Raw genomic sequence first — 26,043 nt, forward strand, 5'->3', positions numbered from 1 at the left:
TACCCTTGATGGGAGAGCACCCTTATGGCCGAACCGGTACGATACGAACCCCAAAACCGGCGACAACCGGCCTGCGCTCGCATTGCACGTGCCGGAGCCGCGCTCGCGTCCCGGCGACCCGGTCAATTTCAAAGACGTTGCAATCAGCGAAGCCGGCGCGCAGCCGCGCCCCGATGAAAGCGCGCATCCCGATGAAATGCACGAGCTCGCCTATGACCTCGTCCGGGTTCTGGGCGACGATGACAAGGCGCATGGACCGTGGGATCCGAAGCTGGACCCGGAAACGCTGCGCACCATGCTCGGCCACATGGCGATGGTCCGCGCTTTCGACGAACGGATGTTCCGCGGTCAGCGGCAGGGCAAGACTTCGTTCTACATGAAGTGCACCGGCGAGGAGGCGACCAGCGTCGCCGCCTCAATGGCGCTGGCAAGTGACGACATGGTGTTCCCAAGCTACCGCCAGCAGGGCATCCTGATCGCGCGCGGATACCCGCTGATCGAGATGATCAACCAGATATACTCGAACAAGGGCGACAAGCTGAAAGGCCGCCAGCTACCGATAATGTATTCGAGCCGCGAGCACAGCTTTTTCAGCATCTCCGGCAACTTGGCTACGCAGACGCCTCAGGCAGTCGGGTGGGCGATGGCGAGCGCGATCAAGGGCGACAGCCGCATCGCCGCGACATGGGTAGGCGAGGGTTCGACCGCAGAGGGGGATTTCCACAGCGCCTGCACCTTTGCGACCGTTTATAATGCACCGGTTATCCTCAATGTTATCAACAACCAGTGGGCGATCAGCAGCTTCTCCGGGTTTGCCGGGTCGGAGCGCACGACCTTCGCCGCGCGCGCTCTCGGCTATGGCCTTGCGGGCCTGCGCGTTGACGGCAATGATGCGCTGGCCTGCTACGCCGCGCAGCAATGGGCCGCGAACCGCGCGCGCGCCAATCAGGGGCCGACCCTGATCGAATATTTCACCTATCGCGCAGAAGGGCACTCCACTTCGGACGACCCATCGGGCTATCGCTCCGCGCAGGAGCGCGAGGAATGGCCGCTGGGCGATCCGGTAATGCGCCTCAAGAAGCACTTGATCGCGATTGGCGAATGGGACGAGGATCGTCAGGCCGCGATGGACAAGAAATGCGCCGAAGAGGTCAAGGCGACCACCAAGGAGGCCGAAAAGAACGGTATTCTCGGCCACGGCCTCCACCACCCGTTCCACACCATGTTCGAAGACGTGTTCGAAGAGCTGCCCTGGCACCTCGAGGAACAGGCCGCGCAGGCCACGCATGAGCGGATTGCCAAATTTGGCAAGGAAAGGCCGTACGAATGAGCGCTGAGGCCAAGACAGACGCTCCGGCAGCGGCCGGTACAGGGGAGCGCCGGATCAACATGATCGAGGCGATCAACGAAGCGCTCGACATCATGCTGGAGCGCGATGACGACGTCATCGTCATGGGCGAGGATGTCGGCTATTTCGGCGGCGTTTTCCGCTGCACCGCCGGGCTTCAGGAAAAACACGGCAAGACCCGCGTGTTCGACACGCCGATTTCGGAATGCGGCATCATCGGTGTCGCGGTCGGCATGGGCGCCTACGGGCTGCGCCCCGTTCCGGAGATCCAGTTTGCCGATTATATCTATCCGGGCCTCGACCAGCTCATCAGTGAGGCCGCGCGCCTGCGTTACCGTTCGGCGACCGAATACATCGCGCCGATGACCGTGCGCTCACCCTTTGGCGGGGGCATTTTCGGCGGGCAGACGCATTCGCAATCGCCTGAGAGCATCTTTACCCATGTCTCCGGCCTGAAGACGGTAATTCCGGCGACGCCTTACGACGCGAAAGGCTTGCTGATCTCCTGCATCGAAGACAACGATCCGGTGATCTTCTTCGAGCCGAAGCGCATCTATAACGGGCCGTTCACCGGCTTTTATGACAAGCCGGTCGAGCCGTGGAAGAAGCACAAGGATGCCGTCGTTCCCGAGGGCTATTACAAAATCCCGCTGGGCAAGGCGCGCCACGTGACCGAGGGCGAAGCTCTGACCGTGCTGACCTATGGCACGATGGTTCACGTCGCAGAGGCGGTGTGCCGTGAGAAAGGCGTCGATGCGGAAATCCTCGACCTGCGCACGCTAGTCCCGCTCGACATCGAGGCGATTGAGGCGTCGGTCAAGAAGACCGGGCGCTGCCTGATCGTCCACGAAGCGACCCGCACATCCGGCTTTGGCGCGGAGCTTTCCGCACTCGTCACCGAACGCTGCTTCTACCATCTCGAAGCGCCGGTCGAACGCGTCACCGGTTTCGACACACCCTATCCGCACAGCCTTGAATGGGCGTATTTCCCCGGCCCCGTCCGTATTGGCGAGGCCATCGACAAGATCTTGAGCGAGTAACCGCACATGGCGAAATTCACTTTCAACATGCCCGATGTGGGCGAGGGCGTTGCCGAGGCGGAGATCGTCGAATGGCAGGTCAAGGTTGGCGACATGGTTGCGGAAGACCAGCACCTCGTCGATGTCATGACCGATAAGGCGACGATCGACATTGAAAGTCCGGTCGATGGCAAAGTGATCGAAGTTGCGGGCGAAGTCGGCGACGTGATCTCTGTGGGCGCGATGCTGCTGGTGGTCGAGGTCGAAGGCGAAGTGCCGGACGAGCCAGAGGACAAGAAACCGTCCGAGCCTGAGCCTGCCCCGGTTTCCGAGCAAACCGAAACCCGCATCGAAGTCGAAAACCCGGATGCCTCCGATGCCGACGATGCCATGGCCGCCGACCCGGAGCCTGCTCCTGAACAGAAGGTCGGTTTCAGCGGGCCATCCGGCACCGGCAAGACCATGGCGTCAAAGGTCCTCGCCAGCCCTGCGGTTCGCAAGCGTGCCCGCGATCTCGGGATCGATCTTGCGCAGGTGAAGCCCGCCGAAGGTGGCCGCGTGCGCCACGGCGATCTCGACCAGTTCCTGTCCTACAATTCGGGCGGCGGGTTCGCCGCTGCCGGAAGGACACGCGAAGACGAAGCGATCAAGGTCATCGGCCTGCGCAAGCGCATCGCCCAGAACATGGCTGCGGCCAAGCGCAGCATTCCGCACTTCACCTATGTCGAGGAATGCGATGTCACTGACCTTGAGCGGATGCGCGCCGACCTCAACAGCGCTCGCGGAGAAAAGCCGAAGCTGACCATGCTTCCGCTGCTCATCACTGCGATCTGCAAGCTGGTCCCGGATTACCCGATGATCAATGCGCGCTACGATGACGAGGCTAATGTCGTCACCCGTCACGGCGCAGTGCATCTCGGCATGGCGGCGCAGACGGATAACGGACTGATGGTTCCGGTGATCAAGGACGCGCAAAGCCGTAATATCTGGCAGCTCGCGCGTGAAATCGGTACGCCTGGCAGAGGCTGCGCGGGATGGTTCGGCGAAATCGGACGAGCTTTCCGGTTCGACCCTGACCGTCACTTCGCTCGGCCCGCTCGGAGGCGTGGCGACCACTCCGGTCATCAATCGTCCCGAAGTCGCGATTATCGGCCCGAACCGCATCATCGAGCGCCCAATGTTCGTCACCGGTCCCGATGGCAGCGAGCGAGATCGAGAAGCGCAAACTGATGAATATCTCGATCAGCTGCGACCACCGCGTGGTCGATGGATACGACGCGGCGAGCTTCATTCAGGACATGAAAAAGCTTATCGAGACGCCGGTTTTGCTTCTCGGCGAATAAAGATCGAAATATCGCTGTCAGAGCCGTTGACAGCAAAGTTCGTGGGGCCTAATGGCCTCGCTCCCAAGCGGTGCAAACCCTGGTTTAAACGGGTCAAGTTTAAGCGGGTGTAGCTCAGTTGGTTAGAGCGCCGGCCTGTCACGCCGGAGGTCGCGAGTTCAAGTCTCGTCACTCGCGCCACTTGGGAAATCCTCAAAAAATCGAAGCTCTCGCTCCGGATGACGTCGCAGCGGCCCGATGATAAACCAATCGGTTGACTTTCTGCTGCCACAGTGAAATACTAAACCATATGGTTGAGAGTAACACACGCATCGACACGATCTTCCGCGCTCTTGGCGAGCCCACGCGGCTGCGGATGGTTCAGGAACTCAGCCGCGGAGAGCGGACCATTGGCGATCTCGCGGCACCGCTAGACATGACACTCGCTGGAGCATCGAAGCACGTGGGCGTGCTCGAGCAGGCAGGGCTGCTCACTCGCGAAAAGCGCGGGCGCGAACGGGTGTGCAGGTTGCGACCCGAAGCGCTCCACGCGGCGCGCGACTGGACCTCGAAATACAGCGCATTCTGGAACGAGCGGCTCGATGCGCTCGATGCAGCGATCAGGGAGGATGAAGATGACTGATTACGGCAAGCAAACCGGACCCACGCAGCTCGAATTTACCCGCACGTTCGATGCCAGTCGTGCGAAGGTCTGGGAATTTCTGGTGGACGGCGAAAAGCGCAAACTGTGGTTCTGCGGCGGAACCACCGATGCCGAGGTCGGAGGCAGGATCGTCTTCGAATTCGACCACCGGCGACTGTCAGATGGATCGCCGCCTGAAAAATACGCCTCCGAGGAGGTTGTCACGCATTATGGCAAGATTCTCGCGTACGATCCGCCCCGACATCTGGCCTTCACCTGGTTCGAGGTCGAAGGCGAGGGCGAAAGCAATGTGGACATGAAATTGCGTGAGACCGAGGACGGCAAGACCGAGCTCCACCTCTTTCACACTGGCATTGCCGGGCGCGATATGCTCGTCGGAGTGCTCGCTGGATGGCATGGTCACTTCGACCTATTGGCAGAAGTCCTGACCGGAGCGCGCACAACCGATTTCTGGGCGCGTGACAGCCAGCTTGAGGCGGAATATTCCGAGCGGGTCTAGCTGGCGTCGGCTGGTGGGCTCCAGCTGCCGGTTTCCATCCAGATCAGAAACCGGCGCAGCGGCAGCAGCCAGATCAGGCCGAGCACAAGGTAGATCACCGTTTGCGCCCATCCGGGCCAGACGCCGATGATGCCCGGCGCATAGCGCGCGATCACCACGCCGTAGACGATCAGGAACACGAACAGTCCGATGATCCCGACCGGAATGCGCCAGGTTGGTGTCTCTCGCATCAAGTGATCCCGTATATTCGGCTGGGGGTGATGACCGCATCGAGCGCGATGTCATGCGGCTGGGTCGGCAGGATTTCACAGAGCTGTGCATCCCATGCGAGACCAATCGCCAGGCGTCCGGGATGTTCCGCCAGCCAGCGATCGTAATGACCGCCGCCCTGTCCCAGACGGTCGCCGTCTGCGGTGAAACCCACCAGCGGGATGAACAGCACATCCGGTGTAATCTCGGCTGCATCCGCGCTCGGCTGCGCGATGCCGAACGGACCCGCTTCGAGATCGGTTTCGCCAAAGGGATCGGAGTGCTCACGAAAAATCATGGGCGCATCGGGCGCTGTGAAAGCGGGCAAGGCGACGCCGTGTCCCAGCTCATGGAAAAACTTCGCATATCCGCCCGCTGGCGCCTCGGTCTCATTCGCGCGATAAAGCCCGATGACCGCGTCACTGGAAATCTTGGCCAGCAGCGGCGCGGGCGGCCGGTGAAACAGCAGCGCCCTGATCGCATCTGGCTGAGCCGCGACATGTTCTCGGCGCGCCTTGCGCAGTGACGCGCGAAGTTCGGATTTCGAATTCGACATTACCCGGACAGGTAGTCCTCGGGCCGCGAGGCCGCAAGGGCGACCGGGGGCCTGCGGAGCGAAGCCAATCCGCGCTCAAGCAGCGCAGCGTCAGCGCGAAAGAAGGTGACGGAACCACCATGGGTCGTTGCCAGAGAAATCCTCTGACGCGAAAACGTCAGGTGGGCGCCGTATGCCCTGGCTCCCAGGTTCCATTCCGAAGAACGCAGTGGCCCATAAACCAAGACAGGGACAGCTCCCGATGGATAGCTTATAGCCTCAGGGATGTTCGAACGGCTCGTGCCGGGCAGTCCCGCCATGACAGGACTTAGGACGCCGCGCTCGCCTCTTCAAGCGCTGTCGCTGTCTCTTCGGCCCGCGTGGCGAGTGCCTCGATCCGCTCGATCACTTCGTCGCTGACCGCAGGTTCGCCGAACAGGTCGTGCTGGTGGCTCGCTGCCTCGCGCATATCGGCAAGCTGCGATTTGAGATCCGCCACTTCTTCGCGCGCGCGTGCCTCGGCCTTGGTCAGCGTTTCGATTTCGGCGCGAAGCTCGGCTTTCTTGCCGCCAGAGCGCGCTTTTTCGTGCTCGACGGTCTGGGTCGATTTCTTCGCGGTTTTGCGCGCTTCGGCCAGCTCATCGGCGAGGAACAGCGCGGCGAACAGCATGTTCTGCGCCTCTTGCGGGGTGCGCGATGTGCCCAGCTGCGCATATTTCTCGTCGATCATCGCCGCCAGTTTGGTGATGTGAGCCTCTTCGCCGTCGGCGCAATTTACCGTGTAGGAGCGGGGGCCGATTTTGAAGGAAACCTGGCTCATGGCGCTATTCTCACCCTTCCAGCTCGGCGATCACCGCGTCGAGTTCGCCCAGCGTTTCAGCGACTTCCTCGCGCAATTTTTCGTGCGCGTTGACGAGCGCGAGCACCTTGACCGGTTCGCCATTGGCGCTGGCATCGTCAGCGGATTGGCCCGAGGGTTTGGCGGATATGGCGGTGCAAGCGGAAGCGATCCGCTCCAGTGCGGCGTCGATACGCGTCATGGCGGATACGATCCGGCTCTCGCCCATACACCGCTGAATACCAAGATTGCCGTTCGCGCGCAAAGCGTTGGAACCGCCTGTTGATAAGTGCTCTTGGCAGGAAACCCGATCGGTCTGTTGGGGAGCAAGTGCCCACCGCAGGCGGGGACCGCTTGACCTCACTATAGTGCTCGGCAATGGCATCCATACGGATCGAATCGACCGGACCCGCGGTCGGCGACCCGAGCGGCGCAGAACAATTCACGACCGCACGCCAGCAGGAGGCACTCGAGCCGCATGACGATTGATACCGCCCGCTTGCAGGACATGGCCAACGCCATCCGCGCGCTTTCGATGGACGCGGTGCAAGCTGCCAATTCGGGCCATCCGGGAATGCCGATGGGTATGGCCGATGTTGCATCGGTGCTGTTCCAGAGCCATCTGAAATTCAATCCCTCGCGCCCCGACTGGGCCGATCGCGACCGGTTCGTCCTGTCCGCCGGCCACGGTTCGATGCTGATCTACAGCCTGCTGCACCTGTCGGGCTATGCCCGTCCGACGATGGAGGACATTCGCAATTTCCGGCAGCTGGGTTCGCCGTGCGCAGGCCACCCGGAAAACTTCCTGCTAGAAGGCGTCGAATGCACCACCGGGCCGCTGGGTCAAGGGGTTGCGATGGCCGTGGGCATGGCCATGGCAGAGCGGCACCTCAATTCCGAATTCGGCGACGATATCGTCGATCACCGTACATGGGTTGTTGCGGGCGACGGGTGCCTGATGGAGGGCATCAATCACGAGGCTATCGGGCTCGCCGGACACCTGCATCTCGGGCGGCTCATTATACTTTGGGATGACAACAACATCACCATCGATGGGCCTGCGGACCTCTCGACCAGCGAAGACGTCAAGGCGCGCTATGAGGCTACCGGCTGGCACGTCGTCGAATGCGACGGGCACGATTTCGGCGATATCGACCGCGCGCTCGAAGAAGCGAAAGCGGATGAGCGCCCTTCGCTCGTCGCGTGCAGGACCGTGATCGGGAAGGGCGCTCCGACAAAGCAGGGCACCAGCGCAACCCACGGCGCGCCGCTCGGCCCCGAAGAGGTGGCGCGGGCGCGCGAAATGCTGGGCTGGGACGCCGAGCCTTTCACCGTTCCGGGCGAGATTCTTGCCGACTGGCGCGCTACCGGCGACGCGGGCCGCGAGGCGCATGGTGCGTGGGAATCGCGGCTTGCGGATTCGGAGATGCGTGCCGATTTTGAAAACCGCATGATGGGCGTTGCCGATCTCGCTGCGCCCGCTCTCGAACAGCACATCGCCGCGCTGGCGGGCGGCCCGCAAAAGGTCGCCACGCGTAAGGCTTCGGAAATGGCGCTGGGACCGCTCACCGAAAACATTCCGCACATGATCGGCGGCAGCGCCGACCTGACCGGATCGAACAACACCAAGACGCCAAGCACCGAGGCGATGACAGCGGACGATTATTCCGGCCGCTACGTCTATTACGGCATCCGCGAGTTCGGCATGGCTGCCGCGATGAACGGTATGGCGCTGCATGGCGGCGTCGTTCCCTATGGCGGGACTTTCCTGATCTTCTCCGATTATTGCCGCAACGCGATCCGCCTGTCGGCGCTGCAGAAAACGCAGGTCATCTACGTGATGACGCATGACAGCATCGGGCTCGGCGAAGATGGACCCACGCACCAACCTGTCGAGCAGGTCATGAGCCTGCGCCTCGTGCCCAATCTCAACGTCTATCGCCCGTGCGACACGATCGAGACGGCAGAGTGCTGGGCGCTGGCGCTGCAAACGCCCGAGACGCCTTCGATCCTCGCGCTCTCCCGCCAGGGCTTGCCGCAGCTGCGCGGTGAAGGCGATGCCGATTGGTCGGCCACCACCAATCGCTGCGCGCAAGGCGGCTACCGGATGCGCGAGGCATCGGCAGCGCGCAAGGTCGTGATCGTCGCATCGGGCAGCGAAGTCTCGCTCGCGATGGAATGCGCCGATCGGCTTGAGCAGGACGGGACCGGCGTCGATGTCGTCTCGATGGTTTGCGCCGAGCTCTTCGATCAGCAGGATGACGATTACCGCGCCGAGATGCTTCCGGCAGACGCATTGATCGTATCCATCGAGGCAGGAAGCACGTTGGGCTGGGAACGCTATACTGGCCGCAGCGGCCTCAACATTGGGATCGACAGCTTTGGTGCTTCGGCCCCGGCGAAGGATCTCTTCGCACATTTCGGTTTCACGGCGGAGGCTATCGTCCCGCAAATCCAGAACAAATTGAACAGCTAAGCAGGAGTTTCTTTTATGGCTACCAAAGTCGCCATCAACGGTTTCGGCCGCATCGGACGTCTTGTCGCACGCGCAATCCTTGAACGCAGCGATCACGATCTCGAGCTTGTTTCGATCAATGACCTTGCCGACACCAAGTCGAACGCGCTGCTGTTCAAATACGACTCCACTCATGGCCGCTTCCCCGGCTCGGTCGAGGTCGAGGACGGCGCTATTGTGGTCGGCGGCAAGTCCATAGCCGTCACGAGCGAGCGTGATCCCGGCAACCTCCCGCACGCCGATCAGGGCGTCGATATCGTGCTCGAATGCACCGGGTTCTTCCAGAGCCACGAAGCTGCCGAGCCGCACCTGAAGGCGGGTGCAAAGCGGGTGCTGATCTCTGCTCCGGCGAAGAACGTGTCCGCCACCATCGTCTACGGCGTGAACCACAATGTGCTGACCGCCGACGACGTGATCGTCTCCAATGCGAGCTGCACCACCAACTGCCTTTCGCCTATCGCCAAGGTGCTGCACGACACCGTGGGGATCGAGCGCGGCTTCATGACCACGATCCATTCCTACACCAACGATCAGCGGATGCTCGACCAGATGCATGGCGACATGCGCCGGGCGCGCGGTGGTGCGCAGAACATGATCCCGACCACCACCGGCGCAGCGCGCGCGGTCGGCCTCGTCCTGCCGGAACTGGCTGGCAAGCTCGATGGCTCGTCAGTGCGTGTGCCGACGCCGAATGTGAGCCTCGTCGACCTCGTCTTCCAACCGGGCCGCGACACTTCCACGGAGGAGCTCAACGCCGCGCTCAAGGCTGCTGCGGATGGCCCGATGAACGGGGTGCTCGATTACACCGATGAGCCACTGGTTTCCTCGGACTTCAATCACCACCCGGCCAGCTCCACGGTCGACAGCCTCGAAACCAGCGTGATGGAAGGGAAGCTCGCTCGCGTCGTCAGCTGGTATGACAACGAATGGGGCTTCTCGAACCGCATGATCGACACCGCCGGTGTGATGGCGAAGTTCCAGTAAACCCTGCGCTGCACCGGAGACTCCTCGCCATGCCCGCTTTCAAGACCCTCGACGATCTCGGAGATGTGACCGGCAAGGTTGCGCTAGTCCGGGTCGATCTCAACCTTCCGATGAAGGACGGATCGGCCACCGATGTGACGCGGGTCGAGGCGGTCAAGCCGACGATCCTCGAACTCGCGGACAAGGGCGCGAAAGTGCTGCTGCTGGCGCATTTCGGGCGTCCAGGCGGAAAGCGGTCCTCGGTGCTTTCGACCAGCATGGTCGTGGGGGATGTCGAGGAGGTGCTCGGCAAGGAGCTGATGTTCATTCCAGAAGTCGCCGGGCCTGTGGTCGAGCAATCGATCGGCATCCTGCGCGATGGCGATATCGGTCTGCTCGACAACACGCGCTTCTGGCCGGGTGAAGAGGGCAACGATCCAAATTTTGCGCAGGCCATTGCGGCGCACGGCGATTTCTACGTCAACGACGCATTCAGCGCCGCGCACCGTGCGCACGCGACGACCGAGGGCATTGCGCACTATCTACCCGCCTACGCGGGCCGGGCGATGGAGAAGGACCTTAAAGCGCTCGATGCCGCTCTTGGTAATCCCGAAGCACCCGTCGCCGCAGTGGTCGGCGGAGCGAAAGTCTCGACCAAGCTCGCCGTGCTCGAAAACCTCGTTGGAAAGGTCCAGCACCTGATAATCGGCGGCGGCATGGCCAACACGTTCCTCGCCGCGCGCGGTGTGGATGTCGGCAAATCGCTCGCCGAGCATGACCTCACCGATACCGTAGCGAAGATCCTGGATGAGGCCGATCATGCCGGTTGCACGGTGCACCTGCCATACGACGTCGTCGTGGCGAAGGAATTCGCCGCCAATCCGGACAGCCTGCGCACCTGCAACGTCCACGAGGTCGCCTCCGACGAGATGATCCTCGATATCGGCCCGCAGGCGACCGAAGCGCTGGCTGACGTGCTCAAGACCTGCCGCACGCTCGTGTGGAACGGCCCGCTCGGCGCGTTCGAGACCGAACCGTTCGACGCCGCGACCATGGCGCTGGCTCGTCACGCTGCCGCGCTGACGCAGGAAGGCTCGCTCATCAGCGTTGCCGGGGGAGGGGACACTGTCGCAGCGCTGGCGCAGGCGGGTGTGACCGATGACGTTACCTACATCTCGACCGCTGGCGGCGCTTTCCTTGAATGGATGGAAGGCAAGGAATTGCCCGGCGTGGCGGCGCTGAAAGCCTGAAGGCGGAGACACCTAATGGCCGATATTGCTGCAATCCTAGAAGCGAACGAGCTTCATTTCATGCAATCCTGGATGCACCGCGATGCCGGTGCGATCCGCAAACTCGCCGCGCGCGATTTCATGATGATGATCGGGACGAGGCCTCCTGAAATCCTCGACCGCCCCAGCTTCGTCGCTGCCATCGAGCAGGGCTTTCGCTGCACCGGCTTTCGTCTCGGGGAATCGTTCGTGCGAAAGTATGGGCGCAGCGCATGGTACGTGGCGGGCGCGCAGCTCGAACTTAAACTCGGCGCGATGGACTGGTCGGGTGAATTCATGATTACCGACCTGTGGCGCAAATCGCGCTTTAGCGGATGGAAACTGGCCGAACGCAGCCTTTCCCAGACCGGCAAGAATGAAGAGCTGGCCGATAGAATCAGAAAGCTGCAATTGTGGAAATGATGGTTTGATGGGCGAGCCAGTGACCGAATATGGCTACGGCAATGCCGTGCGCTGCGAAGACGGCGAGTTTGCCGGGTGGCATCACTGGAACCACGACCCGTACGAAACGCACTCCGGCCCGTTCTTCATGCGGCGCGAGGACGACGGCACCTATCTGAGCGCGTTTCGCGCCGAGGATCGCCACATGAACGGCGCGGGCTTCATGCATGGCGGCTGCCTGCTGACCTTTGCCGACTTCGCACTGTTCGCGATTGCCACCGACGCGCTGGACGGAGCCAATGCGGTGACGATGAACCTGTCCGGCGACTTTCTGGGCGCAGTGTCAAAGGGCGCACTGGTCGAGGCGCGCGGCGAAGTTACGCGCGGCGGCGGCAAGACGATATTTGTTCGCGGCCTGATCACCGGTGACGGTGAGCCCGCGCTCAGCTTTACCGGCATCATCCGGCGTTTCAGCAAGAGCTGAACGCTCAGCGGTATTCCGGGTTGGGCGCGTCGAAGCGGTAGCCTTCGTCCCACAATTCCTTCGAATTGCCATAGGCGGGAAAGCCCCCTGTATCCTTGAGCATCCGCGCGAGGTGCATGAGGTTCCATGTCATGAAGGTCGTGTTTCGGCGCGTAAAACCATTGTCGAACCCTGCGCGCGAACCATCGTCCAGCTTGTCGCCGAAAGAGGGTCCAGGGCCAGCCTCCCCGATCCATCCGGCATCGGCCTGCGGCGGTATCGTGAAGCCGACGTGCTGCATCGAATAGAGCACGCCCATGCCGACATGCTTGATCCCGTCCTCATTACCGGTGACGAGGCAACCGCCAACCTTGCCATAGAATACGTACTGGCCGCGGTCGTTCTGCTGGCCCGAATGTGCGTAGAGCTTTTCTATGATCATCTGGCAGACCGAGCTTTTCTCGCCCAGCCAGATCGGCGTGCCGAGGACCAGTATGTCGGCGGCATCGACCGTTTCCCACAGCTGGGGCCAGTCATCCGTGCTTGCACCGTGCTCGGTCATGTCGGGATAGACACCATAGGCGATGTCGTAATCGGTCGCGCGGACCTCTTCCACTGTGACCCCGGTCTCGCGCATGATACTGGCCGACATGTCGATAAGGGTTTGCGTATGGCTTTCTTCGGGCGCGTATTTGAGGGTGCAGTTTATGAAGACCGCGCGCAGGTCGCTAAAGTCGGTCTTGTTCTCCTTGCACAGGCGTTCCTGCGTTTCGTCCAGCATCGCCGTTCCTCCCATTTTTCAAAAGACTTACGCCTCAAGAGAGGATTGTTTCCGCCGGCGGTATTGCAGTACGCCAGTGCCCTCGGTAAGGCGCGCGCGACCGCTTGTTGCATAGGTATGCAAAGACAAAGGATTTCCGATGAACACCGAAGAGATGACCGCCAAGATCAGGGACGGGCAGGGCTTTATCGCTGCGCTCGATCAGTCGGGCGGCTCCACGCCCAAGGCGCTGCGCGGTTACGGTGTCGATGACAGCGAGTGGTCGGGCGATGATGAGATGTTCGCAAAGATCCACGAGATGCGCTGCCGGATTGTGGAAAGCCCCAGCTTTACCGGCGAAAAGATCCTCGGCGCGATCCTGTTCGAAAAGACAATGAACGGCTGCAACACGGATGGCATCGCCATCCCGGAGCTGCTGCGAAGCAAGGGCATCGTTCCGTTTCTGAAGGTCGACAAGGGGATGCACGACCCCGAGAACGGTGCGCAACTGATGAAACCGATGCCCGAGCTTGCCGCTCAATGCGCGCGGGCAAAGGAACTTGGCGTGTTCGGGACGAAAATGCGCTCGGTCATCCACGAGGCTAACGAGGAAGGCGTCGCCGCCAATATCGCGCAGCAGATGGATTTCGGTCTGGAAATCCTCGGCCACGGCCTGGTGCCGATCCTCGAACCCGAAGTGAACCTGAAAAGCGAAACGCGATCCGCTGCCGAGGCGATGCTGCTCGCAAGCGCCATCGACCAGCTGAACCGCGTGCCTGAAGGCAAGCAGGTCATGTGGAAGCTTTCGCTGCCCGTCGAACCCAACACCTACAAGGCGCTGGTCGATCATCCCAAGGTGCTGCGCGTGGTGGCGCTATCGGGCGGGTTCAGCCGCGACGAAGCGTGCGCCGAGCTGGAAAAGAACAGCGGCATGGTCGCCAGCTTCAGCCGCGCGCTGCTCGAGGAACTGCGCGCGAATATGGACGATCACCGATTCAACGAAGCGCTGGAGCAGGCAATCGACCAGATCTACTGCGCGAGCGTTGCCGGCTGAACCGGCAGGCATCAGAATTCCGGAATAAATTCGATATCGAGGCTGTATTTGCCCAGCGGGATAGCGCCATTGCGCACCGGCGGAGTACCCGCGCTCGTCAGCAACAGCGCGCCGCCCGGTACGGGGGTCAACTCACCAAGCCGCAGCGGAATTTCGCGCATTCCGGCGCCTCTGCCGTCGTAGGGATGCAGGATGGCCGAGACGGTCAGCCGGTCGCCGCGAAAACAGAGCACCGGATCAGGGCAGCGCGATTCCTCGAGGATGCCGATGGGTGTGATCTCGACATCGCCGACCGCAACCCGCTCGAAAAAGGCCACATCGTACACGGCATCATAGCTGTCCTGCGCAGCGGCGGCTGCTGCAAGCGCGAGGATCCCGGCGACGGGCAGGGCGGTGCGGATAAAAGCGGTCATCAGGCGTGCTCCTTTTGATTTGAACATACATCAGGAGCGCGGCGAAATCCCGTATGGTTTACGCCTGGTTCACCATGGGACAGTCAGCCTTTGTTGCCAGCAAAGTCAGCTGCGATTGGCGTGATCAGTCAGGCGCGCTATGGGGCGCTCATGAGTGATACCGCGACCCAGCTTTACCTGATCTCTCCGCCCGTTGTCGGAGGGGATTTTCCCGACCGCCTCGAACGTGCGCTTGGCGCGGGCAAGGGCATCGTTACTGCATTCCAGTTCCGGGTAAAGGGCGCGTCTGACCAGCACGAACTGGCCGCGTTGGCCGAGCCGCTGCAGGCCATCTGCGCCGAGCACGACGTTGCCTTCATCGTGAATGACAGCGTGCCGCTCGCCAAGAGGTTGAAGGCGGACGGCGTGCATCTCGGGCAGGAGGACGGCGACCCGAGGGAAGCGCGCGAAGAACTGGGGCGCGAGGCACAGATCGGCGTGACCTGCCACGCTTCGAAGCATCTCGCGATGGAGGCAGGTGAGGCCAGCGCAGATTACGTCGCTTTCGGCGCGTTTTTCGACAGCACGACCAAGGACAAGGGCGATGCCGAGCGCGCGACCACCGAAATACTCGAATGGTGGTCGACCCTGTTCGAGATTCCCTGCGTCGCGATCGGCGGCATCACTCCTGAAAACTGCAAGCCGCTGATCGAAGCGGGCGCGGATTTCCTCGCGGTGTCGGGCGCGGTCTGGAACGCCGATGACGCGGCGCAAGTGATCGCCAGCTTTGCGGAGCAAATCGCGGCGTCGTGAGTTAGTCCTTGTATCCGGGGTGTTTTTGCGCCTCGCCGATAGGAGGATCGCCAATGTTTCGCCCAATGCCAATCGCCGCTGCGCTTTGCGCGCTTACTCTCGCAGGTTGCAATATCAGCACCTCTGACGGCGAAGAGACAGACCAGACCGCGCAGACCCCTGCCGAAAGCGATTACGGTTACGAAACCTTCGGCAGCGACAATCTCGCCGACACAATGGCATCGAACGACGACCGATATTTGAACGAGAGCGGCGAGGACGCCGAGAGCGATCCTGCACAATCAACCGAGCCCGAAGACAGCGAGAAGCGCCCGATCATGCAGGCGCAGGTCGTGCTCGACCGGATCGGCTTTGGTCCCGGCGTGATCGACGGCAAGATGGGCATGAGCACCGAGAACGCCCTGATGGGTTTTCAGGAAGCGAACGACCTCGATCGGACCGGCAAACTGGACGAAGCGACAAGGGAAGCGCTGTCAGAGTGGGACCGCATTCCCGCCACGCGCGTCGTGACGATCCCGGCAAGCTGGGCCGATGCAACCTACACGGATATACCCGAGGACACCGCCGATAAAGCCAAGCTTGAACGCATGGGCTACACATCGCTCGACGAGAAAGTGGCAGAGCGGTTCCACACCACGGTGGAAGTGCTCAAACAGCTCAATCCCGGCGGTAAGCCTGCGGGGACGGACAGTCCGGACGCCGGGTCGCCGACCGAGGACCGCGCCACGGACAGCACGTCGGATCGGACTTTCCTCACCGCAGGTCAGCAGGTCCGCATTCCGAATATCGGTGCCGACAAGATTGCGCCCGGATCGGTCGAGGACCGCGACTGGCAGCAGACGCTCGCATCGCTTGGCGTCGGGACCGAGCAGACCGAGGTCGACCGCATCGTCGTGAGCAAGGCCGGCAACACGCTGAAGGCATATCAGGGAGAGAAGCTGGTCGCGCTGTTCACCGTCAGCTCCGGTTCGAGTGAATTCCCGCTGCCTCTGGGCGAGTGGGACATCCTCGGCGAAGCCTACAACCCGCCTTATCGTTATGATCCGGAAGTGCTGGGCAATGACGATGCGGACGGCGAGACTTTCATGCTGCCTCCGGGGCCTAACTCTCCCGTCGGCGTGGTCTGGATTGACCTGAGCAAGGAGCATTACGGAATCCACGGCGCGCCCGATCCCGAAACGATTGGCCGGGCGCAGAGCAGCGGGTGCGTGCGGCTGACCAACTGGGATGCGGCGCGGCTCAGCCAGATGGTCTCGCAATCGACCGAGGTGATATTCGAAGCGTAGGAGCTGGACGATTGCTGGAGAGGGGTAAGGCGCCATGAAATTTGCTGACAGGCTTTTGACGATCATCATCACCGCCACGCTGACATCGGCGATCTGGATCGTGTTTGGCGGCACGTTCCGCGACATGGCGACCGAGCGCCAGACGGGCGGAGACTTGGCGAGCGCGCAAGCCGACACGGCGCAGGAAGACCCCGGCGGCTTCGAAGCGCCCGAATCCATCATTCCGGCGGGGACCGATAGCGGCGAAGCGCCGCCGCCGGCCAGCGACAGGACCGGCGAGGCCCAAGGCGCGGGTTCGAATGCGCTGATGATACCGGTGCGCGGCACCGAGCCCGGCGAACTGAGCGATACTTTCTACGACAATCGCGGCGGCGGATCACGGCTGCACGAGGCCATCGACATCATGGCTGATGAAGGCACCGACGTCATCGCCGCAGCACCGGGCATGATCGCCAAGCTCCACAAGTCGGGGCCGGGCGGCAATTCGATCTATGTCCGCAGCGGCGACCGCAAGACGATCTATTACTACGCCCATCTTGCCGAATACGCCTCGGGTCTGCGCGAAGGCCAGTCAATCCGTGCAGGCCAGCGGCTTGGTACGGTCGGAAGCACCGGCAACGCCGACCCTGCCGCGCCTCACCTTCATTTCTCGATCATGGAAACCACGGCGGATGCAGATTGGTGGGAGCCATCCAATCCGGTGAACCCCTATCCGCTGCTCACGCAGGCCGCGCAATAGCTGCCCGCAGCGCAGTCAGCCGGTCCCGCCAAGCCGCGTGCAAAGCAGCTTGCCGCGCTTCAGCTGGTTCGTGCCGACGCGCTCGAATTGCTCACCTTTCTTGGGGCCGCGCGTGAAGCTCAGCTTGTCGCCGCGCAGGATATACGTGCCGCGTCCATCGGCGTTGGTGTAGCTGGATGCAGGGCCGATGGTGAAGCCTTCGTCGTTGACCACGGTGTAAGCAGCGCCAGCGGCATCGCCGGGCAGAGCGCACTGGTATTCGCCGTGCGGCATGGTGCGCAGCATTCCTCCGGGAGGAGGCGCCTGCGCAGCGTCTGCCAGCGTGGGCGCAGCGGCAGCGATCAAGGCTGCAAAAGCCGTCAGCAGGAAGACATGACTTGATTTCATTACGGAATCCCTTGTTGCGCCTGCACATAGCGGTTTGCGCGTCTTCACACCACGCGGTTAACCACGCTTGCCTGAATTGAGGCTGAAACAGGCGCCGGTGCGCGCGATCGGCGAGCGATGCTTGCCGTGGGCAGCGGCCTTCGCTATTGGCGCGCATCCATAAATTCCGCGCGCGCCCCAATGCGGAGCGCCGTCTCTTCCGATACAAAGGCACACGGCCCCATGAAAATCAGCGGCGTCGATATTCGTCCCGGCAACATCCTGGAATATGAAAAAGGCATCTGGAAAGTTGCCAAGATTCAGCACACCCAGCCCGGCAAAGGCGGGGCCTATATGCAGGTCGAAATGAAGAACCTGCAGGATGGCCGCAAGACCAATGTCCGTTTCCGCAGCGCCGACTCGGTAGAAAAGGTGCGCCTCGATACGCAGGAGTATCAATTCCTCTATGAAGACGGCGATATGCTCGTCTTCATGGATCAGAACACTTACGAGCAGATCATGCTGCCCTCCGACCTGCTCGGCGATGCGCGCCCGTTCCTGCAGGACGGGATGCAGGTCAAGCTGGAGCTGTGGGAGGAAAAGCCGATCAGCGTCGAGCTGCCGCAGCAGATCGAGGCCGAGATTGTCGAGGCCGACGCGGTTGTGAAGGGGCAGACCGCCTCCTCCAGCTACAAGCCGGCCGTGCTCGACAACGGCGTTCGCATCATGGTGCCGCCGCACATCGAAAGCGGCACGCGGATTATCGTGGATGTCTACGAGCAGACCTATGTCGGAAAAGCGAGCTAAGCCGGCATGAGCATGTTTTCAGGCCTGATCCGCGTCATGGAACGCGCCGCGCGCAAGGCGGGCAACCGTTTGCGGCGCGATTTCGGCGAGGTCGAACACCTTCAGGTAAGCCGCAAGGGCCCGGCGGACTTCGTGTCCAAGGCCGATATGCGCGCCGAGCGCATCCTTTACGATGAACTCCTCAATGCCCGTCCGGGCTGGGGCTTTGTGCTCGAAGAAGCGGGCGTGATCGAGGGCGATGAGGGAATGCCGCGCTGGATCGTCGATCCGCTCGACGGCACCTCCAATTTCCTTCACGGCATCCCGCATTTCGCGATCAGCATCGCGGTCCAGGAGCCGCGGCTCGACGGAAAAGGCTGGGGCGATGTCACCGCTGCGGTCATCTACCACCCGATCAATGACGAGACCTATTGGGCGGAGAAGACGCGCGGTGCATGGCTGCAGGATGCGCGCCTGCGCGTTTCGGGTCGCCGCCAGTTGTCGGAAGCCCTTATCGCAACCGGCATCCCGTTTCAGGGTCACGGTGACTTCGCAGAATGGAGCCGCATTTTCGGTGCCATCGGTCCGGAAGTTGCCGGTATCCGCCGGTTCGGCGCCGCATCGCTCGACATGGCCTATCTGGCGCAGGGGCGCTTTGACGGGTTCTGGGAGAGCGGCCTCAACGATTGGGACACCGCTGCGGGCTGCTTGCTGGTGCGCGAGGCAGGCGGCTTCGTCTCCGATTTCCGCGGACGTTCCAATCCGATCCATTCCGCGCAGGTGCTGGCGGCGAACGACGCGCTACACTCGCGCCTGCACAAGATTCTGGCGGGAAGTCTGCGGTAGGGTTTCTGCGCTCAAGCAGCGGAGCGATAGCGCAGAAATAGTGGTGCCCCTGGCCCGACTCGAACGGGCACTCCCGAAGGAAAGCGATTTTGAGTCGCTCGCGTCTACCAATTCCACCACAGGGGCACACCTGAGCAGAGCGCGGCTGTTAGCGAGCCGGACGCGCTCTATCAACCCACATCGATCCTCAATTTGATCACGCCTTCGTCGCGGCTGTCGAAAAGCTTGTAGGCCTGGGCTCCTTCGCTCAGATCGAAGGTGTGGCTGAACAGTCCATCGGACTTGATCCGGCCCGATTGAACCAGCGGGACAAGATGCGGCCACATGTTCTGCACTTCGCAAATGCCGCCGCGCACCGTCACGTTCTTGAACATGATGAGCGGTAGCGGCAGCGCATCGTCGGGCTCCGGGATGCCGATGAAACTGGCTGTTCCCTGACGCGCGACGAGCGGCAGCACCGAATTGATCGCACCTTTCGCGCCGGAGGCCTCGAACACCGATTGCACGCCCACTCCGCCGGTTGCCTCCGTGATCTGCGCCGAAAGATCAGGGCCGGGCGCGAACACCTCCGCCCCGAGCGCGGCGGCCATGTCCCGGCGCGATGCGACCGGGTCGATGGCGAACACCCGCGATGCGCCAAGCAGGAAAGCGAGCTCCACCGCGATGATCCCGATCGGGCCGAGGCCCACGACAGCCACGGTCCCGCCCGGCTGAGGATCGGCGCGGGTAAGGCCGAAATACGCCGTCGCCATGCCATCTGTCAGCAGCAGCGCCTGTTCGTCCGTCAGCCCGTCGGTCGAATAAAGCGTCGCATCGGCATTCGGTACGTTGACGAATTCCGCCTGACCGCCCTGAAGTTTCGGCCCGATGCCGAATGCGGTCGCTTCGCGGCAGGCGAGAACTTTTCCAGCTAGGCATTGCGGGCACGTGCCGCAGCCGGTTCCGCCGACCGCCAGCACCTTGTCGCCGACCTTGAAGGCGTGAACGTCCCTGCCGGTTTCAACCACTTCGCCGATAAATTCGTGCCCGCAGCAAAACTTCGGTGCATCGGCGCTGTATTCGGTCTTACCGATATGCGCGCCGTGATACATGTGCAGGTCGCTGCCGCAGATCGAACAGCTCTCGACCTTCAGGATCGCGCTGTTGGCGCTGCGAAGCTCCGGATCGGCATAGCTTTCATAGCGGATGTCGCGCGGTCCGTTGAACACCAAGGCTTTCATCGAGATCTCCCTTTTGCCGATCCGTTGGGACGGCACTATCGCGGCGCAGGCACACAAGCGCAAGCGTGGCATTCGGCTAAAATCGCTTGATCTTCTGTCGCTAAGTTGAGAAGTCGCGGGAACCCGAGATGATCGACTTCCCATCCTATCATGCACTGGCCGCGATGGTGGTCACTGTCCTCATGTTCGTGGGCTTTGTTCGCGGGCGCATGTCGATTGAGATCGTCTCGCTGCTGACCATCGCGGTAATCGCGGTCGGACTCTACTTCTTCCCGCTCGAAGGGACGCGCCCGATAGATGGGCTGGCGCTCGCATTTGGCGGTTTCGGACATTACGCGCTGATCACGATCTGCGCCCTGATGGTCATGGGCCGGGGGCTGGTCGTGACCGGCGCGCTGGAGCCTGCCGCGCGCATCCTTGAACGCGTATTCAAGATGAACCTTCAGCTGGGCTTGCTCGTCTCGCTGCTGATTGCGTTTTTCCTGTCGATGTTCGTCAACAACACTCCGGTCCTGGTGCTGATGATCCCGATCTTCGCAGCACTTGCGCAGCGCGGAGCGCTGCCGACATCGAAGACGCTCATGCCGCTCAATTCAGCCTCGCTGATCGGCGGTCTCGCAACGACAATCGGCACCTCGACCAATATTCTCGTCGTATCCATCGCGGTCGATCTGGGCATGCGCGAGATCGGGGTGTTCGATTTCACTCCGCTGGTGCTGCTCGCCGGGCTGGTTGCGCTGCCCTATATGTGGCTGGTTATGCCGCGCCTGCTCGATGACAACCGGGTCGAGGCGGACGATAATTTCAGGCGGTTCCACACGCGCCTGAGGATCGGCAATGACAGCGCGCTGGTCGGCAAGAACGCCGCCGAACTCGTGACGAGCCTGCCCGACGGAATCCGCTATCATGGTGAGCCAACCGGCCCGATGCAGGTGCAACAGCGCCTGCATATATCCGGATCGCACGAAGCGCTTGAAGATGCGGTGCGCGAACTCAAGGGTGAGCTTGCTCCGAACTGGGTGCTCGACCGGATCAAGCGTAACGCATCGGCATCCGGTGAGGACATCATGGTGGTCGAAATGACCGTTACCGCCGATTCCCGCCTGCTCACGCGGACCTTGCCATCCTCGGGCATTGCCGACCTCTACGGTGTCGCGGTGCTCGGCATCCACCGCCCGGAGCGGTTGCTGGGTGAGAAAGACCAGTATTCGGGCGGCGGCGATCTGCGCATGATGGAAGGCGACGTGCTGCTCGTCATGGGCCTTCAAGCCGACCTCCAGTCTTTCGCCCGCGCAGACAGCCTGTTGATGCTCGAAGGCGCGCGCGAGCTGCCGCGCCGGTCCAAGGCGCTGCTATCGGCGGTCATCATGGGCTTTGCGGTGCTGACGGCCTCTTTCGGTATCTTCCCGATCGCGATCTCCGCGCTGGCAGGCGCGATCCTGATGTTCGTGACCGGCTGCGTGAAGTTCGACCGTGTGGGCAGGGCGCTGTCCGGGCAAGTGATCGTGCTGGTCGCGGCCAGTATTGCAATCGGGCGCGTCATTGATGAAAGCGGGGCGGCTGCCTGGCTGGGAGAAGCGCTATCGATCGGGCTTGGCGTGTTGCCGCCCGCATTGGTGCTCGCCGCGATCATGGCGTTCGTGACCGTGCTGACGAACTTCGCCTCGAACGCGACCGCCGCGACTGTCGGCACTCCGATTGCATTCAGCATTGCCGCACAGCTTGGCCTGCCTGCCGAGCCGCTGGTGCTGGCCGTGCTGTTTGGCTGCAACCTCTGCTACGCGACGCCGATTGCCTATCAGACCAACATGCTGATCATGGCCGAGGGTAATTACGATTTCTCCGATTACATCCGAACCGGCGTGCCGCTGGTCGCGTTGATGGTGACGACGCTCTCGGTGTTGCTGGCGCTGTGGTACGGCCTGTAATCGCCGCGCTTTCCTACTGCGTTTGCCAGTGGCAATAGCGGTGCATGGCGATGGATAAACGAAGCTTGGGTCGGGGCGATGGAGAGCGCCGATCCGGGAAAGCGGTTTTTGCGCCCAGGACACTGTCTCATGTGTCTCATGGCCAGAGGATGGAAGGGGACTGGGAATGAGGATTGCAGCGATATTGACGGGTGTTTGCGCCTTGGCACTGGCGGCACCGGCGCAGGCCGACGAACTGCGCGATGCGGTGTTGGAAGACATGCCGGGCCTGATGGAGGTTTATAAGGACCTGCGCGCCAATCCGGAGCTCAGTTTCCAAGAATTCAAGACCGCCGAGAAGCTCGCCGCCCGTGCCCGCGAACTGGGCTTCGAGGTGACCGAAGGCGTCGGACAGACCGGCGTCGTTGCGGTGATGCGCAATGGCGAAGGCCCTACGGTGATGCTGCGCGCCGACATGGACGGGCTACCCGTGACCGAGCAGACGGGACTGCCTTACGCCTCCAAGGTGCGCGGTGTCCCGGCAAGCGGGGTCGAAAGCGGCATCATGCGCGCCTGCGGGCACGATACGCACATGGCCGCGTGGGTCGGTGCAGCGCAGCTGCTGGCCGAGAGCCGCGATGCGTGGTCGGGGACGCTGGTGATGATCCTCCAGCCTGCCGAGGAGCTGGGTCTGGGCGCGCTCGCCATGCTTGACGACGGCCTGTTCGAACGCTTTCCCAAGCCCGATTACGTGCTTGGCTTCCACGACGCGGCAGGCGCGCCTGCGGGCTTCATCGGCTATGCCAAGGGATATGCGCTCGCCAATGTCGACAGCGTGGACATCTCGGTCAAGGGCGTGGGCGGGCACGGTGCCTATCCGCATACGACCAAGGATCCGATCGTGATTGCATCCTCGATCGTGATGCGGCTGCAAACGCTGGTGAGCCGCGAGACGAATCCGCTGGATTCCGCTGTGGTGACGGTCGGCAGCTTCCTCGCCGGGGCGAAGCACAACATCATCCCAGATGAAGCGAAGCTGCAATTGACGGTGCGGTCCTACGGTGCGGAATCGCGCGCGGCGCTGCTTGAAGGGATCAGGCGGATCGCGCGGGCCGAGGCGATGGCGGCAGGGCTGCCCGATGACATGCTGCCGACCGTGACGGTGCAGGAGCCTTACCTGCCATCGACCTACAATACGCCCGAATTCACCGAGCAGGTCATGACGGGGCTCGCAGGCCGCTTTGGCGACCGGATCAGGGAAGTGCCGCCGGTGATGGGCGGCGAGGATTTCGGGCAGTTCTACCTGGCCGATCCGGAGAACATCGAATCGCTGATCTTCTGGGTCGGAGGTGTGCCGATGGAACGCTATGAGGCGGCGCAGCGCGGCGAGGTTGAGCTGGTCAGCCTGCACTCACCCTTCTGGGCACCCGATGCAGAGGTGGTTATCGCGACCGCTACCGAGGCAATGACAGCGGCGACCCTGGACCTGATGCCGAAAAGCGGGGGGTGATCACCGCCCTCAAGTAGCGAAGCGGTAGGATAGACAAGAGGCCCTCAAGCAGCGGAGCGGTAGGGCAGACAAAAACGCCCTCAAGCAGCGAAGCGGTAGGGCAGCCAAAACGCCCTAAAGTAGCGAAGCGGTAGGGCATCAAAAAAGTAACGACCGCCGAAGCGCTGCAGATCGCAGCGTTCCGGCGGCCGTATTCTCCTCCCCAGGAGAACTGATGCGGGTTCCGCGCTTTCCTATTCGGAGGAAGGCACGTAGGTGCCGAGCCGGTGGTGCAGCGCGTTGATCTTGGCAAGCTCGTCGCGGTCTTCGGTGCCCCGGGCGTGGCTCTCCAGCGCGCGGCGAAGCAGCTTCATGTCCGCGGTCGAAAGCAGCGCGCGGGCGCGCGACGGTTCAGTCTTGGGTGTATCGGTGTCGCTCATCGTGTCTCTCTCCCTGGTCCTGTCGCGGACGTGGTGACGATGGTTAAGCTAATGGAGGGACTGGAAGGTTCCCGCAAGGCCGTAAGGGGCGCGGCCCTGCGGAAACGTCCAGCCAGTTCGGATGGCTTGGACAGCTGTTCAAGCAGCCTCGAACTGGTTCATCGTGTTGTCCTTGCCGCCCGCTTTCAGCGCAGCTTCGCCGGCGAAGTACTCCTTGTGATCATCGCCGATGTCGGAACCGGCCATGTTCTGGTGTTTCACGCAGGCGATACCTTGGCGGATCTCCTCGCGCTGGACGTTCTTGACGTAGCCAAGCATCGCCTGCTCGCCGAAGTACTCGCGCGCGAGGTTGTCGGTGCTGAGCGCTGCCGTGTGGTAGGTCGGCAGGGTGATGAGGTGGTGGAAGATGCCCGCGCGCTTGGCAGCGTCGGCCTGGAAGGTGCGGATCTTCTCATCGGCCTCGGCAGCGAGATCGGTGCTGTCATATTCGACACTCATCAGCGCTTCGCGGTCATAGCCGGACACGTCCTTGCCCGCTTCGGCCCATGCGTCATAGACCTGCTGGCGGAAGTTGAGCGTCCAGTTGAACGAAGGCGAGTTGTTGTAAACCAGCTTGGCGTTGGGGACGACTTCGCGGATCCGGTCGACCATCCCTGCGATCTGTTCAACGTGCGGTTTCTCGGTCTCGATCCACAGCAGGTCTGCACCGGCCTGCAGCGAAGTGATGCCGTCGAGTACGCAGCGGTCTTCGCCGGTGCCGGCGCGGAACTGGTACAGGTTGGACGGGAGGCGCTTGGGACGCAGCAACTTGCCGCCGCGGCTCAGGAAGACGTCGCCGTTCTTGATGTTCGCCGGATCGACCTCCTCACAGTCGAGGAAGCTGTTGTACTGGTCGCCGAGATCGCCTTCTTCCTTAGTGTAGGCGATCTGCTTGGTCAGGCCGGCGCCGAGGCTGTCGGTCCGGGCCACGATGACGCCGTCTTCTACGCCCATTTCGAGGAAGGCGTGGCGGCAGGCGCGGATCTTCTGGTGGAAGTCCTCATGCGGGACCGTGACCTTGCCGTCCTGGTGGCCGCACTGTTTTTCGTCCGAGACCTGGTTTTCGATCTGAAGTGCGCACGCACCCGCTTCGATCATCTTCTTGGCAAGCAGATAGGTTGCCTCGGCATTGCCGAACCCTGCGTCGATATCGGCAATGATCGGCACGACATGCGTTTCGTAATTGTCGATCTGGTTCTGGATATCCTTCACCTTGACCTCGTCACCTGCTTCACGGGCGGCGTCGAGATCGCGGAACAGGCCGCCAAGCTCGCGGGCATCGGCCTGTTTGAGGAAGGTGTAGAGCTCCTCGATCAGCGCTGGGACACTGGTCTTTTCGTGCATCGACTGGTCGGGAAGCGGACCGAACTCGCTGCGCAGCGCTGCAACCATCCAGCCGGACAGGTAGAGGTAGCGCTGCTTGGTCGAGCCAAAATGCTTCTTGATCGCGATCATCTTCTGCTGCGCGATGAAGCCGTGCCAGCAACCGAGCGACTGCGTGTAGTCGGCGGGGTTGGCGTCATAGGCTTCCATATCGGCGCGCATGATCTTGGCGGTGTATTTGGCGATGTCCAGACCCGTGGGGAAACGGTTCTGGATCGCCATGCGCGCAGTGGCTTCGGCGTCGATTGCGCCCCAGCTTGGGCCGTTGGCCTCGATAACGCTTTGCATCTGGGAAACTGTGTTCTGATAGGTCATGGTCGATCTCCTTCGTATCTTGGGGAGGGTTACGAGATCGCTGTGGCCTGCCGCAGCGCAGCATAACAGGAAAACTTACAAACTTTCTTGTCTGTATACCGCGAAATGCGGCAAATCTTGTGT

General features: G+C 62.1%; 27 protein-coding genes, 2 tRNA genes, 1 other RNA gene and 1 pseudogene. 19 read left to right on the top strand and 12 right to left on the bottom strand.

Annotated features, from left to right (window positions below; translation table 11 throughout):
* Positions 1–88: 88 nt before the first annotated feature.
* The 6 genes and pseudogenes from AC0L39_RS07870 to AC0L39_RS07895 all read left to right on the top strand — a co-directional run bounded on the left by AC0L39_RS07870 (position 89) and on the right by AC0L39_RS07895 (position 4,852).
* Positions 89–1,330 carry a thiamine pyrophosphate-dependent enzyme gene (locus AC0L39_RS07870; protein WP_473262117.1) on the top strand — a complete coding sequence of 414 codons (1,242 nt, stop codon included), beginning with the start codon at positions 89–91 and terminating at the stop codon, positions 1,328–1,330.
* Positions 1,327–2,388, top strand: coding sequence for an alpha-ketoacid dehydrogenase subunit beta (locus AC0L39_RS07875; RefSeq protein WP_473262119.1), 1,062 nt, complete (start codon positions 1,327–1,329; stop codon positions 2,386–2,388). Before AC0L39_RS07870 ends, AC0L39_RS07875 begins: the two co-directional genes overlap by 4 nt.
* Positions 2,389–2,394: 6 nt before the next feature.
* Positions 2,395–3,710: pseudogene (locus tag AC0L39_RS07880) on the top strand (dihydrolipoamide acetyltransferase family protein).
* Positions 3,711–3,813: 103 nt separating this feature from the next.
* Positions 3,814–3,890 (top strand) — tRNA-Asp (locus AC0L39_RS07885).
* Positions 3,891–3,999: 109 nt separating this feature from the next.
* A complete protein-coding gene (locus AC0L39_RS07890) occupies positions 4,000–4,332 on the top strand; it encodes an ArsR/SmtB family transcription factor (RefSeq protein WP_473262121.1) in 333 nt (110 codons plus the stop codon).
* The gene (locus AC0L39_RS07895; RefSeq protein WP_473262123.1) at positions 4,325–4,852 is read left to right on the top strand and encodes an SRPBCC family protein; all 528 of its coding nucleotides are present in this window, start codon (positions 4,325–4,327) and stop codon (positions 4,850–4,852) included. Before AC0L39_RS07890 ends, AC0L39_RS07895 begins: the two co-directional genes overlap by 8 nt.
* On the opposite strand, the gene AC0L39_RS07900 is transcribed toward AC0L39_RS07895, so the two are convergent.
* From AC0L39_RS07900 to AC0L39_RS07920, 5 genes are all read right to left on the bottom strand, one after another.
* Positions 4,849–5,082: a DUF2842 domain-containing protein gene (locus AC0L39_RS07900; RefSeq protein WP_473262125.1), complete on the bottom strand. Its 234-nt coding sequence runs from the start codon at positions 5,080–5,082 to the stop codon at positions 4,849–4,851. The two genes, AC0L39_RS07895 and AC0L39_RS07900, sit on opposite strands and share 4 nt — an antisense overlap.
* Complete coding sequence (locus tag AC0L39_RS07905; RefSeq protein WP_473262126.1) at positions 5,082–5,657, bottom strand: 5-formyltetrahydrofolate cyclo-ligase; 576 nt, start codon at positions 5,655–5,657, stop codon at positions 5,082–5,084. Before AC0L39_RS07905 ends, AC0L39_RS07900 begins: the two co-directional genes overlap by 1 nt.
* A 107-nt stretch (positions 5,658–5,764) precedes the next feature.
* A non-coding RNA gene (gene ssrS, locus AC0L39_RS07910) (6S RNA) lies at positions 5,765–5,953 on the bottom strand.
* Between the two features lie 11 nt (positions 5,954–5,964).
* Positions 5,965–6,456, bottom strand: coding sequence for a cell division protein ZapA (locus AC0L39_RS07915; RefSeq protein WP_473262127.1), 492 nt, complete (start codon positions 6,454–6,456; stop codon positions 5,965–5,967).
* A 10-nt stretch (positions 6,457–6,466) separates the two neighbouring features.
* Positions 6,467–6,676 carry a hypothetical protein gene (locus AC0L39_RS07920; RefSeq protein WP_473262130.1) on the bottom strand — a complete coding sequence of 70 codons (210 nt, stop codon included), beginning with the start codon at positions 6,674–6,676 and terminating at the stop codon, positions 6,467–6,469.
* Between the two features lie 276 nt (positions 6,677–6,952).
* Here AC0L39_RS07920 and tkt point away from each other — a divergent pair, with 276 nt between their 5' ends.
* Genes tkt through AC0L39_RS07945 form a run of 5 tightly spaced genes read left to right on the top strand, consistent with a single transcriptional unit; the run spans position 6,953 to position 12,106 of the window.
* The gene (gene tkt, locus AC0L39_RS07925; RefSeq protein ID WP_473262131.1) at positions 6,953–8,950 is read left to right on the top strand and encodes a transketolase; all 1,998 of its coding nucleotides are present in this window, start codon (positions 6,953–6,955) and stop codon (positions 8,948–8,950) included.
* 15 nt (positions 8,951–8,965) lie between these two features.
* Entirely contained in the window at positions 8,966–9,973 is a 1,008-nt protein-coding gene (gene gap / locus AC0L39_RS07930) for a type I glyceraldehyde-3-phosphate dehydrogenase (RefSeq protein ID WP_473262132.1), read from the top strand.
* Positions 9,974–10,002: 29 nt separating this feature from the next.
* On the top strand, positions 10,003–11,202 hold the full coding sequence (locus AC0L39_RS07935) for a phosphoglycerate kinase (protein WP_473262135.1): 1,200 nt from the start codon (positions 10,003–10,005) through the stop codon (positions 11,200–11,202).
* Between the two features lie 15 nt (positions 11,203–11,217).
* Entirely contained in the window at positions 11,218–11,643 is a 426-nt protein-coding gene (locus AC0L39_RS07940; protein WP_473262136.1) for a nuclear transport factor 2 family protein, read from the top strand.
* 7 nt (positions 11,644–11,650) lie between these two features.
* Positions 11,651–12,106: a PaaI family thioesterase gene (locus AC0L39_RS07945; protein ID WP_473262137.1), complete on the top strand. Its 456-nt coding sequence runs from the start codon at positions 11,651–11,653 to the stop codon at positions 12,104–12,106.
* 4 nt (positions 12,107–12,110) lie between these two features.
* On the opposite strand, the gene AC0L39_RS07950 is transcribed toward AC0L39_RS07945, so the two are convergent.
* Positions 12,111–12,866 carry a flavodoxin family protein gene (locus AC0L39_RS07950; RefSeq protein ID WP_473262139.1) on the bottom strand — a complete coding sequence of 252 codons (756 nt, stop codon included), beginning with the start codon at positions 12,864–12,866 and terminating at the stop codon, positions 12,111–12,113.
* 139 nt (positions 12,867–13,005) lie between these two features.
* On the opposite strand from AC0L39_RS07950, the gene AC0L39_RS07955 reads away from it, so the two are divergent.
* Complete coding sequence (locus tag AC0L39_RS07955) at positions 13,006–13,899, top strand: fructose bisphosphate aldolase (protein ID WP_473262141.1); 894 nt, start codon at positions 13,006–13,008, stop codon at positions 13,897–13,899.
* A gap of 11 nt (positions 13,900–13,910) precedes the next feature.
* Here AC0L39_RS07955 and AC0L39_RS07960 read toward each other — a convergent pair whose 3' ends face one another.
* Positions 13,911–14,312 (bottom strand): hypothetical protein, encoded by a 402-nt coding sequence (locus tag AC0L39_RS07960; protein WP_473262142.1) that lies wholly within the window; start codon positions 14,310–14,312, stop codon positions 13,911–13,913.
* A 150-nt stretch (positions 14,313–14,462) separates the two neighbouring features.
* Here AC0L39_RS07960 and thiE point away from each other — a divergent pair, with 150 nt between their 5' ends.
* The 3 genes from thiE to AC0L39_RS07975 are packed head-to-tail and all read left to right on the top strand — an operon-like array spanning position 14,463 to position 17,129.
* Positions 14,463–15,104: a thiamine phosphate synthase gene (gene thiE, locus AC0L39_RS07965; RefSeq protein ID WP_473262144.1), complete on the top strand. Its 642-nt coding sequence runs from the start codon at positions 14,463–14,465 to the stop codon at positions 15,102–15,104.
* Positions 15,105–15,157: 53 nt separating this feature from the next.
* The gene (locus AC0L39_RS07970) at positions 15,158–16,390 is read left to right on the top strand and encodes a L,D-transpeptidase family protein (RefSeq protein WP_473262145.1); all 1,233 of its coding nucleotides are present in this window, start codon (positions 15,158–15,160) and stop codon (positions 16,388–16,390) included.
* A gap of 34 nt (positions 16,391–16,424) precedes the next feature.
* Complete coding sequence (locus AC0L39_RS07975; RefSeq protein WP_473262146.1) at positions 16,425–17,129, top strand: M23 family metallopeptidase; 705 nt, start codon at positions 16,425–16,427, stop codon at positions 17,127–17,129.
* Between the two features lie 15 nt (positions 17,130–17,144).
* Here the strand turns inward: AC0L39_RS07975 and AC0L39_RS07980 are convergent, their stop codons facing one another.
* On the bottom strand, positions 17,145–17,516 hold the full coding sequence (locus AC0L39_RS07980) for an elongation factor P (protein ID WP_473262148.1): 372 nt from the start codon (positions 17,514–17,516) through the stop codon (positions 17,145–17,147).
* Positions 17,517–17,738: 222 nt separating this feature from the next.
* On the opposite strand from AC0L39_RS07980, the gene efp reads away from it, so the two are divergent.
* Together efp and AC0L39_RS07990 are read left to right on the top strand one after the other, a co-directional pair.
* A complete protein-coding gene (gene efp / locus AC0L39_RS07985) occupies positions 17,739–18,302 on the top strand; it encodes an elongation factor P (RefSeq protein ID WP_473262149.1) in 564 nt (187 codons plus the stop codon).
* Between the two features lie 6 nt (positions 18,303–18,308).
* Entirely contained in the window at positions 18,309–19,127 is an 819-nt protein-coding gene (locus AC0L39_RS07990) for an inositol monophosphatase family protein (RefSeq protein WP_473262150.1), read from the top strand.
* A 41-nt stretch (positions 19,128–19,168) separates the two neighbouring features.
* Here AC0L39_RS07990 and AC0L39_RS07995 read toward each other — a convergent pair.
* Positions 19,169–19,253, bottom strand: a tRNA-Leu gene (locus AC0L39_RS07995).
* Between the two features lie 44 nt (positions 19,254–19,297).
* A complete protein-coding gene (locus AC0L39_RS08000; protein WP_473262151.1) occupies positions 19,298–20,347 on the bottom strand; it encodes a zinc-binding dehydrogenase in 1,050 nt (349 codons plus the stop codon).
* A 128-nt stretch (positions 20,348–20,475) separates the two neighbouring features.
* On the opposite strand from AC0L39_RS08000, the gene AC0L39_RS08005 reads away from it, so the two are divergent.
* Together AC0L39_RS08005 and AC0L39_RS08010 are read left to right on the top strand one after the other, a co-directional pair.
* Positions 20,476–22,275 carry an SLC13 family permease gene (locus AC0L39_RS08005; protein ID WP_473262152.1) on the top strand — a complete coding sequence of 600 codons (1,800 nt, stop codon included), beginning with the start codon at positions 20,476–20,478 and terminating at the stop codon, positions 22,273–22,275.
* 166 nt (positions 22,276–22,441) lie between these two features.
* Complete coding sequence (locus AC0L39_RS08010; protein ID WP_473262153.1) at positions 22,442–23,764, top strand: amidohydrolase; 1,323 nt, start codon at positions 22,442–22,444, stop codon at positions 23,762–23,764.
* A gap of 233 nt (positions 23,765–23,997) precedes the next feature.
* Here AC0L39_RS08010 and AC0L39_RS08015 read toward each other — a convergent pair whose 3' ends face one another.
* Both AC0L39_RS08015 and AC0L39_RS08020 read right to left on the bottom strand, forming a co-directional pair.
* On the bottom strand, positions 23,998–24,183 hold the full coding sequence (locus AC0L39_RS08015; protein WP_473262155.1) for a hypothetical protein: 186 nt from the start codon (positions 24,181–24,183) through the stop codon (positions 23,998–24,000).
* Between the two features lie 138 nt (positions 24,184–24,321).
* Entirely contained in the window at positions 24,322–25,920 is a 1,599-nt protein-coding gene (locus AC0L39_RS08020) for an isocitrate lyase (RefSeq protein ID WP_473262157.1), read from the bottom strand.
* Positions 25,921–26,043: the final 123 nt, after the last annotated feature.

The sequence above is a fragment of the Erythrobacter sp. K21-9 genome, from assembly GCF_055808355.1.

Bases quoted from the DNA above. Each gene is read 5' to 3' on its own strand.
- AC0L39_RS07875 (WP_473262119.1), top strand. From the start codon at position 1,327: ATGAGCGCTGAGGCCAAGACAGACGCTCCGGCAGCGGCCGGTACAGGG.
- AC0L39_RS07890 (WP_473262121.1), top strand. From the start codon at position 4,000: ATGGTTGAGAGTAACACACGCATCGACACGATCTTCCGCGCTCTTGGC.
- AC0L39_RS07895 (WP_473262123.1), top strand. From the start codon at position 4,325: ATGACTGATTACGGCAAGCAAACCGGACCCACGCAGCTCGAATTTACC.
- AC0L39_RS07900 (WP_473262125.1), bottom strand. From the start codon at position 5,082: ATGCGAGAGACACCAACCTGGCGCATTCCGGTCGGGATCATCGGACTG.
- AC0L39_RS07905 (WP_473262126.1), bottom strand. From the start codon at position 5,657: ATGTCGAATTCGAAATCCGAACTTCGCGCGTCACTGCGCAAGGCGCGC.
- AC0L39_RS07915 (WP_473262127.1), bottom strand. From the start codon at position 6,456: ATGAGCCAGGTTTCCTTCAAAATCGGCCCCCGCTCCTACACGGTAAAT.
- AC0L39_RS07920 (WP_473262130.1), bottom strand. From the start codon at position 6,676: ATGACGCGTATCGACGCCGCACTGGAGCGGATCGCTTCCGCTTGCACC.
- tkt (WP_473262131.1), top strand. From the start codon at position 6,953: ATGACGATTGATACCGCCCGCTTGCAGGACATGGCCAACGCCATCCGC.
- gap (WP_473262132.1), top strand. From the start codon at position 8,966: ATGGCTACCAAAGTCGCCATCAACGGTTTCGGCCGCATCGGACGTCTT.
- AC0L39_RS07935 (WP_473262135.1), top strand. From the start codon at position 10,003: ATGCCCGCTTTCAAGACCCTCGACGATCTCGGAGATGTGACCGGCAAG.
- AC0L39_RS07940 (WP_473262136.1), top strand. From the start codon at position 11,218: ATGGCCGATATTGCTGCAATCCTAGAAGCGAACGAGCTTCATTTCATG.
- AC0L39_RS07945 (WP_473262137.1), top strand. From the start codon at position 11,651: ATGGGCGAGCCAGTGACCGAATATGGCTACGGCAATGCCGTGCGCTGC.
- AC0L39_RS07950 (WP_473262139.1), bottom strand. From the start codon at position 12,866: ATGCTGGACGAAACGCAGGAACGCCTGTGCAAGGAGAACAAGACCGAC.
- AC0L39_RS07955 (WP_473262141.1), top strand. From the start codon at position 13,006: ATGAACACCGAAGAGATGACCGCCAAGATCAGGGACGGGCAGGGCTTT.
- AC0L39_RS07960 (WP_473262142.1), bottom strand. From the start codon at position 14,312: ATGACCGCTTTTATCCGCACCGCCCTGCCCGTCGCCGGGATCCTCGCG.
- thiE (WP_473262144.1), top strand. From the start codon at position 14,463: ATGAGTGATACCGCGACCCAGCTTTACCTGATCTCTCCGCCCGTTGTC.
- AC0L39_RS07970 (WP_473262145.1), top strand. From the start codon at position 15,158: ATGTTTCGCCCAATGCCAATCGCCGCTGCGCTTTGCGCGCTTACTCTC.
- AC0L39_RS07975 (WP_473262146.1), top strand. From the start codon at position 16,425: ATGAAATTTGCTGACAGGCTTTTGACGATCATCATCACCGCCACGCTG.
- AC0L39_RS07980 (WP_473262148.1), bottom strand. From the start codon at position 17,516: ATGAAATCAAGTCATGTCTTCCTGCTGACGGCTTTTGCAGCCTTGATC.
- efp (WP_473262149.1), top strand. From the start codon at position 17,739: ATGAAAATCAGCGGCGTCGATATTCGTCCCGGCAACATCCTGGAATAT.
- AC0L39_RS07990 (WP_473262150.1), top strand. From the start codon at position 18,309: ATGAGCATGTTTTCAGGCCTGATCCGCGTCATGGAACGCGCCGCGCGC.
- AC0L39_RS08000 (WP_473262151.1), bottom strand. From the start codon at position 20,347: ATGAAAGCCTTGGTGTTCAACGGACCGCGCGACATCCGCTATGAAAGC.
- AC0L39_RS08005 (WP_473262152.1), top strand. From the start codon at position 20,476: ATGATCGACTTCCCATCCTATCATGCACTGGCCGCGATGGTGGTCACT.
- AC0L39_RS08010 (WP_473262153.1), top strand. From the start codon at position 22,442: ATGAGGATTGCAGCGATATTGACGGGTGTTTGCGCCTTGGCACTGGCG.
- AC0L39_RS08015 (WP_473262155.1), bottom strand. From the start codon at position 24,183: ATGAGCGACACCGATACACCCAAGACTGAACCGTCGCGCGCCCGCGCG.
- AC0L39_RS08020 (WP_473262157.1), bottom strand. From the start codon at position 25,920: ATGACCTATCAGAACACAGTTTCCCAGATGCAAAGCGTTATCGAGGCC.